The 12041-nt window shown below is 44.7% G+C and carries 4 protein-coding genes; all 4 read left to right on the forward strand.

What is annotated here, in order from left to right; genetic code table 11:
• Positions 1-55: 55 nt before the first annotated feature.
• The 4 genes from BMX50_RS18685 (at position 56) to BMX50_RS18700 (ending at position 11899) form a co-directional block, all read left to right on the forward strand.
• Entirely contained in the window at positions 56-5926 is a 5871-nt protein-coding gene (locus BMX50_RS18685; RefSeq protein ID WP_091212065.1) for a cellulose binding domain-containing protein, read from the forward strand.
• Between the two features lie 116 nt (positions 5927-6042).
• Entirely contained in the window at positions 6043-8352 is a 2310-nt protein-coding gene (locus BMX50_RS18690; RefSeq protein WP_091212066.1) for a beta-galactosidase, read from the forward strand.
• 887 nt (positions 8353-9239) lie between these two features.
• The gene (locus tag BMX50_RS18695) at positions 9240-10184 is read left to right on the forward strand and encodes an RICIN domain-containing protein (RefSeq protein WP_091212067.1); all 945 of its coding nucleotides are present in this window, start codon (positions 9240-9242) and stop codon (positions 10182-10184) included.
• Between the two features lie 98 nt (positions 10185-10282).
• Positions 10283-11899 (forward strand): TolB family protein, encoded by a 1617-nt coding sequence (locus BMX50_RS18700; RefSeq protein ID WP_091212068.1) that lies wholly within the window; start codon positions 10283-10285, stop codon positions 11897-11899.
• Positions 11900-12041: the final 142 nt, after the last annotated feature.

A 12041-nucleotide genomic window follows, 5' to 3' on the forward strand; every position in this document is an offset into this window, starting at 1 on the left:
TTAAACTTATCGGGTGACTTTAATCTGATTTGCACCAATTTGAAGATTTCAATCTATGAAAAAAGCCTTAACGTATTTATATGTGCTGCTGTCAAGTGCTCTTCTGCTGCATGAACGCGCCTTTGCTCAGCCATTTATTCATCCCGGAAGCTTGCATTCTCAAACAGACCTGGAGCGTATCAAATCAAAAGTTGCAGCAGGTGAACATCCTTGGATTGACGCCTGGAATGCATTGATAGCCAACCCCAGAGCACAGAAAACTTATGTCGCTCACCCGCTTGCTGATTTCGGAACAAACCGGCAGCAAAGCGCCATTGATGCTGAAGCCGCCTATTACAATACTTTGCGATGGTATATAAGCGGCGATACTACTTACGCTGCCTGCGCGGTACGGATCCTTAATGCCTGGTCCTCAAGTATTACAACTACAAGCCCTACAGATCCCCTGGGGATAATAACCATCAACGGTTTTGCCATTGTCGGAGAAACGCTCCGTATATATCCCGGTTGGGCCCCCGCCGATCTTTCCCGTTTTCAAACAGTAATGGCCAATCAATATGATTGGGCAACACATTTTCTCCATACCCATAACGGTAATCCCAATTGCCCGAGTTTATATCCTACCAGTTGGGAGGGAACTTTTGTATCGGCGATTATAGGGATTGGTGTATTGTGCGATAACAGGGTTATGTATAATGACGGGGTGGATTATTATAAAAACGGAGAGGGGAATGGAAGCATAATGAACGCTGTTTATACCCTGCACGGCAGTTTAGGGCAAACGTCTGAAAGCGGCCGTGACCAGTCACACAGTCAATTAGGGATGGCTAATCTGGCTACAGCGTGCCAGGTTGCCTGGAACCAGGGTGATGACCTTTATGGGTATTCCAACAACCGTTTACTTGCAGGCTTTGAATATGAAGCTCAATACAACCTGGGCCATGATATTCCCTATACGGCATGGAACAATTGTATTAATGACAATGAAATGTACATCGCCCCCAGTCAGCGCGGGCACAACGGATGGCCAAACTTCGAGATGGTATACAATCATTACGCCGTTCTAAAAGGCTTAAATGCACCCAATACAAAAGCGATGGCAGAACTGACCCGGATAGAGGCGGGAACGGATGATTTATTCGGGCAAGGTACCTTGACTTATACTCTTACGCCATCAGCTTATCCGGCCTTTGCTCCGCCTCCTGTACCAACCGGGCTGGCCGCCACTCCGGGAATATCACAGGTAACTTTGAAATGGTCGCTGCCACCGGGTGACGTAGTACAAGGCTATAATATTTTCAGATCGGCATCAAGTGCCGGTCCTTATATCAATATCGCGTCTTCGGCAAACTGGGTGATCCCGGAATATACAGACGTAACCGTTACCAATGGAACCACTTATTATTACGTGATCTCAGCCATTAATCAGGCAGGCACCAGTGCCAATTCAGCTTCGGCCAGCGCCAAACCGGTTGCAGGCGGAACTGCACTCCCCGCAGGATGGGTGAGGAAAGATATCGGCGCAGTATCTGTTGCAGGAAGCGTTATCTATGCCAATGTTGATAACAACACATTCATACTAAGTGGTTCTGGCAGCGATATTGGAGGAACTGCAGATTCATATTCTTATCTCTATAGTACAGCTTCAGGTGATATGACTATCACCACGAGATTACTGGACGGGGGCTGGAGCGGGCTTTCGGGAGGCGAAAAGGTGGGGATAGTGCTGCGCGAATCCCTGGATCCCAATGCGAAAATGCTTACTGTCAACCTGGGTGAGTTAGGCAACCGGTATGCACGATTCGGGACGCGGTCTGCTACTGCAGGAAATATGAACTGGCAGGAAGGAAATCATTTCAGCCAAGTACCGCTCTGGTTAAGGCTGCAAAGGGCGGGTAATGCATTTACAGCCTCGCAATCACCTGATGGTATCTCGTGGTATGTTATGGGCACCAGTACGGTCACTATGGCGGCAAATTATTTTATCGGATTATCGGCCTGCACCGGGTCATCAGGAGGTGCAGCCGTAACACGACCGACTTTTGATAATGTGAGCATAACAGGCGGGGGCAGCGCCCCGGCAGCCCCGCTTGCCTTAACTGCAAACGCGCTGAATAGCAGTCGAGTAAAATTAACATGGTCAAAATTAAATCAGGCAGCGGGATACAGCATCAGTCGTTCAACAGCAAGCGGAGGGCCGTATACCACCCTGGCATCAACCGTTACCGATACAGCTTACGTCGACTCTGGTCTTGTAGCCAGTACAACCTATTTTTATGTTGTAAAATCCGCAAATGTCACGGGGCTGAGCTCGGACTCTATAAAAACTTCTGTTCAAACTCAAGCATTAATCCTCCCCCCTGCACCAACCGGCCTTCAACTTACCGCAGGCAACGCCCGCGTTGTCCTGAAATGGGCCGCAACCGATGAATCTCCCGGTAGCTATAGCATTAAACGCTCATTAACTGCAACCGGGCCTTACACGGTCATAAATTCATCGGCAGTCACAAACTATACGGATAATACGGCAGTTAACGGATCCTCCTATTATTACGCGGTAAGCGCTGTCAATGCGATAGGGGAAGGAGCCGCTTCTGCGCCGGTTCAGACATTTTTGAGTGCAAAATTAACAGGAACGCTCATTGGTACCAGCGGATCTTACAATAACGATCCGGGCACAACTAAAGCAGCTGCAATTGACAGTAATCTTAACACCTATTTTGATGCTAATCAGACTGACGGCGCCTGGGTGGGTATCGACCAGGGATTGGGTAATAGCGCAAAACTCTCCCGCGTTGGCTATGCACCACGGAGTAATATTCCTCAGCGAATGATAGGCGGCACTTTTCAAGCCGCCAATAATTCGGATTTCAGTGACGCAGTCACTTTGTATACGGTTTCTGCAAGTCCGGCTATCGGAGTGCTTACTGATCAGCCGGTCACCGATACAGGCTCTTATCGGTATTTTCGTTATTATTCACCCAATGGAAGCAGTGGAAACGTTGCGGAAGTTGAATTTTGGGGACGTAAAAACATCAGTACGGTTACGCTTCCGCCATCGCAGGTTACGGACTTGAATGCATCGCCCGGCGATAAGCAGGTTTTTCTTACCTGGCAGCCGGTCACAGGCGCTACAGGTTACCAGGTGAAACGCGCCCAGGCCATCGGTGGTCCCTTTGCTGATGTCGTAACCCTCTCATCGACCAGTTATACAGATAACAATGTTAATATAGGCTCTACCTATTTTTATACCATTACAGGGGTTAACGCAGTTGGCACAGGGCCGATATCTGCTATAGATAGTGTTTTTCTTCCCAAAAAACTGAATGGCCTGCTCATCGGCACATCAGGTTCATGGAATAATGATAAGTCGACGACAAAAGCGGCGGCTATGGATGGAAATTTGAACACCTATTTTGATGCCAATCAGGGTGACGGCGCATGGGTAGGGCTTGATCTTGGTTCTGACACCAGCGGCCTGGTTATGCAAATCAGTTTTGCCCCGAGGAGTAATATTCCGCAGCGCATGATCGGCGGAGTTTTCCAGGCAGCTAATTCTGCAGATTTCAGCGATGCTGTGACTCTATATACCGTAACTACACTACCGGTTGCCGGCCCGCTTACTTTCAAGGTTCTCAGCAACTCTAATTATTTCCGCTACCTGCGCTATCTGTCTCCGAATGGAGGTAGCGGAAACGTTGCTGAAGTCAATTTTTACGGACAGATCGAAAGAGGGCGCAGTATCCCCGCTGTCGCGACGGGCTTGTTTGCCGGACTTGGAGATGCTAAAGTGGTATTATCCTGGAGCCCGGTTGCTGATGCCGAAAGTTATATTATTAAACGTGCAACAGTAAGCGGCGGGCCATATACCACGCTGATAGTTGCAGATACCGCAACTGTTTATACAGATGCTGCGGTAAATGTTGGCGCCACTTATTATTATACCGTAACATCCAGGAACCGAAAAGGCAATGGGCCGGAATCAGAGCCCGTAGCTATCCTTGTGGCGAAGAAATTGGCAGGATTACTTATAGGAACATCAGGTTCATGGAATAACGACCCGGCTACAACCAAAGCGGCTGCCGTTGACGGAAACCTGAATACTTTCTTTGATGCTGCCCAAAACGACGGAGCCTGGGTAGGACTTGACATGGGGCCGGATACAACTGCTCGGGTGAGTCAGGTAAGCTACGCACCAAGGACCAATATCCCTCAGCGCATGGTCGGCGGTGTTTTCCAGGGGGCAAATACGGCCGATTTCAGTACCCCGGTTACCTTATTTACCGTGACGGCTGCGCCGGTTCCTGGGAAATTGACATCTCAGATAGTTTTAAACAATAGCTATTTTCGTTATCTGCGATATCTTTCGCCCAATGGAGGGAGCGGCAATGTTGCTGACGTAAACTTTTTTGGTCAGGTTAAAAGAGGTCAGCTGATTACGTTTAACCCGCTTGGCAAAAAACTGCTTGGAGACCCTGATTTTGAACCCTCCGGCACCATAAATTCCAGCCTGGCGTTGAGCTATCAAAGCTCGGATACCTCAGTTGCGACAATCGTAGCCGGAAAAATCCATTTAAAAGCGAAAGGGCAAACAATAATAACTGCGTCCCAACCTGGTAACGACACGTTCAGTGCGGCTGTTCCGGTCAGCCAGGTATTGGAGGTTAAAAATCTGAAGCTTGAGGTACAATACATGGATGGCGACAACGGGCTTACAGCCAATAATATTATCCGTCCTTATATTAAAATATCCAATCTGGATTCAGTCGCTGTTGCCTATAAAGAACTCACCATGCGGTATTGGTTCACAGCGGAAAATTTTAACGGCATCAGCACCTGGATAGACTATGCACAATTAGGAAACAGCAACGTGAAAATGAAATACGTTGCGCTGGATCAGCCAAAAAACGGGGCGTTTGGATACGTGGAATATAGTTTCCAATCAACGGGTAATCTGGCGCAGTTCAGTAACTCTGGTATAATTCAATCCCGGTTTGCCAACGGGGATTGGTCTAACCTAACAGAAAACGACGATTATTCATTTGCAGGCGGTAGCGCAGGTTATGCAATTAATAATCATATAACGGTTTATCGAAATGGAGTGATCGTATTTGGAGCTGAACCGGCCGTTGTGCCCGTGTTAACAAGCCTGAGCATAACCTATCAAAACCAGAATCAAAGTGCTGCTAATAACGCTATCAGTAATTTTATTGCTGTTAATAATACAGGAAATGTTCCGGTTTTGTATGGCGATATCACTGCCCGCTACTGGTTTACCAAAGAAGGGAGCCAGAATTTGAATTATTGGATAGACTATGCCAAAGTTGGTTCAGGTAATATTTCCGCTAAATTCGCTACGCTAGATCCCGTTCATGTTGATGCGGATAGTTATCTCGAAATAGCTGTAAACCCGGCGGCAGGGCAGTTGTATCCGCTGAGTTCATCCGGCAATATTCAATACCGTATTGCTAAAGCAGACTGGTCAAATTTTAATGAACTGAATGACCACTCTTACCTGCCCAAAGCTGCCATGGCCGAGAACTCAAAAATAACCATTTATTATAAGGGGCAATTGATTTTTGGCACCGAACCTGCCGGATCCCTGAAAAGCTTAAAAAGTTTATCAACAGCTTCCGGATCAACAGCTGACCAGGTTTTCCCGGCTGAAGAAGCCGCAGATAAACCTGTTCTTTACCCCAATCCGGTATCCGGTAGTAGCTTTTCCGTGAAACTAACTAATAATTTACTGAATAAGAAGATAGTAGCTAGGATTCGCGATATTAATGGGCGTATAATACAGACCAGTGAATTTAAAGATAATCAGGGAGTTTTGTATGTACCTATCAGCAGGACGGACCTGAGGGGCGTATATTTTGTTCAATTAAATGATTTACCCCTGCTAAGAGTGGTAATAAATAAACCCTGATGGAACTAAACTAGGGCTTTAGACACGATTGCCTTAGTTTTTACAGCACATTGATGGCGATCTACCGTTTTTTTGAAACCGGCAAGCTTTAAGGGATTATTTAAAATGCTTTAATTATGATCAAACAATACACATTTATTTTACTTTGCATGCTTTTCTTTTCGGCACACGGAACAGCACAGACGCGGCATACCTTTGAAATCGGAAAGCATGATTTTTTTCTGGACGGAAAACCTTTCCAGATCATCTCCGGAGAAATGCACTATGCCAGGGTGCCCCGCCCATACTGGCGCGACAGGCTTAAAAAGGCCCGGGCAATGGGTTTAAATACCATTTGTACCTACATGTTCTGGAATGCACATGAGCCTGTTGAAGGACGTTATAATTTCAAAGATAACCTCGATCTGAAAGAGTTTTGCAAGGAAGCTGCGGAAGAAGGGCTTTGGATAATACTTAGGCCCGGGCCCTACACCTGTGCAGAATGGGATCTCGGCGGATTGCCGTCCTGGTTACTTAAAAATGAACATGTCGTTCTGCGCAGTGCTGACACCGCTTACCTTCCGCATACATTACGCTTCCTTGACCGTGCCGTGCAGGAATTCAAAAATTCACAAATAACCAATGGCGGCAATATCCTCATGGTTCAGGTGGAAAATGAATATGGTGAATATGGCTCAGATAAAGGATATCTGAACGCTATTAAACAAACGCTTCGTGATGCGGGCGTTACCGTACCGCTGTTTAACTGCGATTGGCCAGGTAAAGACAATTACGACAGAGGACATATCGATGGCGTTATGCCCAGTATTAACTTTGGCGGACAGGCACAAAGAAATTTTGAAACCTTCTCCCGGTATGCACCTGATGTACCGAGGTTTAATTCCGAATTCTGGACCGGATGGTTTGATTACTGGGGAGGAAAACATGAAGTACATGCTGCTAAAGAGAAACTTGCAGATTTCAAGTGGATGATAGACAATGGTGTATCGGTTAATCTTTATATGTTTCACGGCGGAACCAGCAATGGTTTTTTTTCCGGGGCTAATGGCAGTGATAGCTATTTTACACCATACATTACCAGTTACGATTACGATGCGCCCCTTAGTGAAAGCGGTGAGCCAAACGATAAGTTCTTAGCATTCAGGAACGTAATCCTTCAAAAATATCCCGACTTGAAATTACCACCATTGCCGGCGGCAACCCCCAAAATCGCAATACCTGAATTTCAACTGTATCCGGTCGCCTCTCTTAAGGAGAATCTTCCTTCGCCCCGTCTGTTTGGCAGGCCTCAAAATATGGAAGCTCTGGATCAGGACTACGGCATGATACTATATGCGCATGATTTAGTCGGACAGTTTACCGGTGAATTACAAATTAAGCGGGTAATGGACCGTGCTATTGTTTACCTGGACGGAAAGAAGATAGGAATCCTTGACCGCAGGCTTAATCAGAGCACAATAAATGTAAATAGCGGTACCGGAAAACATCGATTGGAAATTTTAGTGGAAGCACTGGGGCGAGTGAATTTTGGCAGCGCTATCGATCATGAGCGAAAGGGAATTACCGAAGGTGTTTACCTGAACGGTACAGAATTAAAAGGGTGGGAGCATTACCCTTTGCCTCTGCAGAATATATCATCTTTTAAACCGTCAGCCGTTCATGCCGGGTATCCAGAATTTTACCAAGGGCGTTTTAGTATATCAAAGAAAGGAGACACCTTTTTAGACACGAGGAACCTGGATAACGGGTTGCTATGGTTGAATGGGAAAATGATTGGGCGTTATTGGATGATCGGACCACAGCAAACACTTTATATCCCGGGATGCTGGCTTAAAACAGGAACAAACGATGTATCGGTTCTGGAACTCGGAAATCCTGCAAAATTTTCTATTTCCGGTTTAAAGGAGCAGGTATGGGCAACAAAAGCAGATCCGTCTTTGTTAAATCGTCGCAAAGGCCAGGCATTACATCTTAAGGCTGAACAGTTAGTGCAGCATGGTATACTGGAGGACAAAGCGGGATGGCAGGACATTAGATTTAAATCAGTCATCGAGGGGCGGTACATCTGCCTGGAAAGTATGTCAGCCTATCGACAATCTGCCTGCACTGCAATTGCAGAATTGCGCTTAGTTGACGCCAGCGGAAAAGAGATACCGCGCGAAAGATATACAATTGTTTATGCGGATAGTGAAGAAACGGAAACAGATAATGGGCTTGCGGGATTGCTGATAGATAACCAGTCAACCACCAACTGGCAAACGAGACAGGAAAACAAAGGAATTGACCAACCACACCAGGTAGTAATTGATTTGGGTGGAGTGACTGGAATCGGAGGTTTCAAATATCTCCCGGTTCCTGATGGAAGAAAGGGCAGGCCAAAAGATTATAACTTCTATGTTTCCTTGAAGAATTTCAATTTCAAATAATATGTGATAGTTGAGAGCGTATTTTTGTATTTACCGAGCCTTGATTGGGCCTCATATGATAAGTACTCTTCTATTTATTCGCTATATTAATCTCTTATGCAAAAAAGCGTCTTCTTTAATATTTTATTCAGCACGTTCAGTATGTGATTTCTGATTCGGTTAAGGTTGAACATTCAAAAGTTGAATGTTCAAAAATAGAACGCGACATTGAAAAGGAATAAATAAAAAAAGAATCGCCGCGGCGATTCTTTTTTTATTTATGATTAGCTGCAAATGAAATAAGTAAATGATGTGAACAGCCAAAATGCATTACATAGTCTCGTAATCTCAAGTTGCTGAATTTTAAACGCCAGTTTCGTTAATGCAGTAACGGCGAAAATATAATGTTTGTAATTATTTACTTATCGAAAGCCTTTTTATAATGTATTGTCAGGGAAAGTTGACCAAATAAATTCCCCCCTGCATTTGGTTCATTTGCCCCACTCCGGCGATAGACTGCAATGCTACCTTCGCCTTATTATAATAATATAAACTGTTAAAATGCCTGTATTTAAGTGAATTGCAAATGCTTATAAATCGCATGAACCATCGCTGTTGACTCAATGATTTATGTTATATAGGCATTAATTACCCGTTAACAAGTACGGATAGTCTGTTGTATCAGCTGTTTGTTTGTTCGCAGGGGAGGAATGTAATCAGGACGACCGGGGATTTCGGATTTATCATTATGGTATTAAATGTTTTGCCTATGAGATAACAAAAAAATGGTCCTCCCAAGGAATAACATGGTCAGTAGCTGATCAGTTATGATAAACCGGTATAGATTATCCCTCGATTATACCTTTTTAAAAAATCAATAATACTTTACCTATTAAATTTCGAATTAAATGAGAAGAAGGAATTTATTTTATGCAAGTATCCTTGTTTTGGCCCTTGCAAGTTGTTCTAAAGAAAAAACCGCAGAAATATCACCTAAAATCAGCAATGTAGAAGGTGAGAAAAAAGCAATTAAAACCTTGGCTGTTCCTACTTTAAACACCTGGGTCTCCCTGGTCGCAAGACATAGTGGTAAGCAAATACAGTTTCCGGGATTCAATATAGATGACAATACCCAAGCCCTGCAATACGCTGACGGGCCCGGCGCTAACGGTCGGTTCAAAATCACATCCGTAGGTACAAATATTTACCGGATAACGCCAAGCATGCCTTATGCGCTCGGCAAGGCACTTGAAGTGACTGGCGCATCTACAGCCGATGGTGCCAATGTTGCTCAATATCCCTATAGCGGCGGCACAAACCAACAATGGCAGTTTGTGGATATGGGGAGTGGTTATTTCCAGATCATTAACGTAAAGAGCGGCAAAGCTTTAGATATCGATGGGGCCTCCACAGCGGATGGAACCGGTGCAATTCAGTATACAGCATCCTCTACCGCCTACAATCAGCAATTTAAATTGGTTTCCAAAGGTGCTACCACCGTGTGCACCGCATGTACTAGCTGTACCCCATGGTTTAGCACGTTCGTTGCCGGCTCATGGATATTGATGTATAACTCTGCCAGCGCAACTTTAGCTTCAGATGGAGGTGCATCTACCTATACCGCGAATTATGAAACGGCTTACTGGGGATCTTCCGGCACTATTGTTCCCTTTACCGTTACTGTACTTTCTGGTACTAATACGCTAACAAGTACAAGCGGAACGAGCGCTCCGGGAACCTGTACCGGAACAGCCTTTCCGCAGTATGCTTACTATAACCTTAATGGATCAGTTAAGTGGACCAACAACGAAAGTGGTTGTGATGTAAACGTAGCGTTACGTTCAGGGAGTTAAAAATAATGTTCTCGTGATCTTTAATTACCGCCAGCACCAATCACTGCGGGCGGTAATTAAAAATATTCCACAGAAAAAAGAATCTTAGAGATTAGGACATGAATAATCATAGATATAAAATAACGGGTGTAATTGTTTATATCTTTTTGCTGATTGAGATAACCTCATGCAGAGAAAAGGAAACTCCAATAAACATTTCCACAACTACGCTCTGCGCGGTGCCCAATCCGGTTAACATAACGGTTACCCCGGATGGCCGGCACACTATGTTTGTTGTAACCGAAGGCAATAAACAACATGTAGTCTTCGACGGTGTGGCCGGCCCCGAATTTGAAGGAGTGTATGTAGAGCGATCTTTCATGCTGAGCCCGGATGGGAAAAGAACGGCCTATATCGTCGCTTCCAATATTCCTGCCCCTAATAATTGCAAGACCTGCGGGCCGCCAGGAAAATGGCGCGCCATTATTGATAACCATTTTGAGCCTGAGTATGAAAAGATACTTAATATTGCCTTCAGCAATGATGCTAAACAATTTGCGTATGCGGCGATGAAGAAAAGAAACGATGGTAGCAATTTCTGGACGGTAGTGGTTAATGGGCATGAAGAAGGTTGTTACAACGCGATTTCAAAATTATCGCCTCAGTTTAATCTGGACGGTAAAAAAATCGTTAGCGTTGTGCGAAGGGAAAATCAAAAGAGTATAGTGGTCGTTAATAATACCGAAAGCGAGGATTATGATTACATAGGTTATGGAATTCCCATTTTTAGCCCTGACGGAAAACACATGGCATATTCAGCGAGGGATTTTAAAACTAATTTAGCAATAGTGGTATTCGACGGGAAGGCCGGCAATCCATATAACGCCGTTCCGGAAAGGTCTCTCGTATTTAGCCCTGATTCAAAAAGTTTCGCCTATGGTGCGCAAATCGCAAATAACTGGCAGGTTGTTGCGAATAATGTGCCCGAGGAGAAGTATCTGAAGGTGGATAATATTCAGTATAGTCCTGATGGAAAGCATTTAACCTACAAAGCCCAAAAAGGAGGGAAATGGATGGTAGTAACAGACGGCAAAGAAGGCTTTGCGGTTGATAGTCTTATGAAGGGCTTTCCTGTATTCAGTGCTGACGGAAAAAATACTGCTTACGGCTACAAAAAAAGCGGAAAATGGCACGTTGTGGTTGAACAGGTTGATACACAAGAAAATATAAATCAACAATTCTTCATCAGCAACTTTGAAAAAGGCTACGACGAAATAATAGCCTGCTTTTTTAGCCCTGACAATAAGCACCTCTCCTTTATTGTAAGGGAGGGCAACAAGAAAAAAGTAATAAATGACGGTATAGCAGAAAATGAATTTGATGATATCGTTCCAAATCTTACATATAGCCCAGACAGTAAACATATCGCTTATTTGGCCCGCATTAAAGAAGCAGGGGATAAAAAAAAACTTGTCGTTTTGGATGGTAGCCCGGGGCCGGAGTTTGATGACATACTGAACGAAAATTTGTCTTTTATATTGTTCAGCAGGGATAGCAGGCATGTATCCTATGCGGCAGCCTCACATGGAAAATGGAGCTATATTATCGACGGGCAGTCAATGAAAGCTGCTTATGATACCATATGTAACTTGGTTGACGCCGGGCTAAATGGATTTGAGTCTATCGCTGTCAATGACGGAAAGCTTTACCTGCTGAAATGGGGATTCGGGGGATGACGTAAACCTGTCTGCATCTGAAAGTTTACGGGACCCATATATGAGGGCTTATTGCCGCAATGTTCCTGGCACCCGTGCTACAGGTTGGATTAACTTTTTTAATGTTAAAAATCAACTCTTTGAGTTGGTAAAGCTGAAAGGG

It is taken from the genome of Mucilaginibacter gossypiicola, from assembly GCF_900110105.1.
GTDB lineage: Bacteria > Bacteroidota > Bacteroidia > Sphingobacteriales > Sphingobacteriaceae > Mucilaginibacter > Mucilaginibacter gossypiicola.

Bases quoted from the DNA above. Each gene is read 5' to 3' on its own strand.
- BMX50_RS18690 (WP_091212066.1), top strand. From the start codon at position 6,043: ATGATCAAACAATACACATTTATTTTACTTTGCATGCTTTTCTTTTCG.
- BMX50_RS18685 (WP_091212065.1), top strand. From the start codon at position 56: ATGAAAAAAGCCTTAACGTATTTATATGTGCTGCTGTCAAGTGCTCTT.
- BMX50_RS18700 (WP_091212068.1), top strand. From the start codon at position 10,283: ATGAATAATCATAGATATAAAATAACGGGTGTAATTGTTTATATCTTT.
- BMX50_RS18695 (WP_091212067.1), top strand. From the start codon at position 9,240: ATGAGAAGAAGGAATTTATTTTATGCAAGTATCCTTGTTTTGGCCCTT.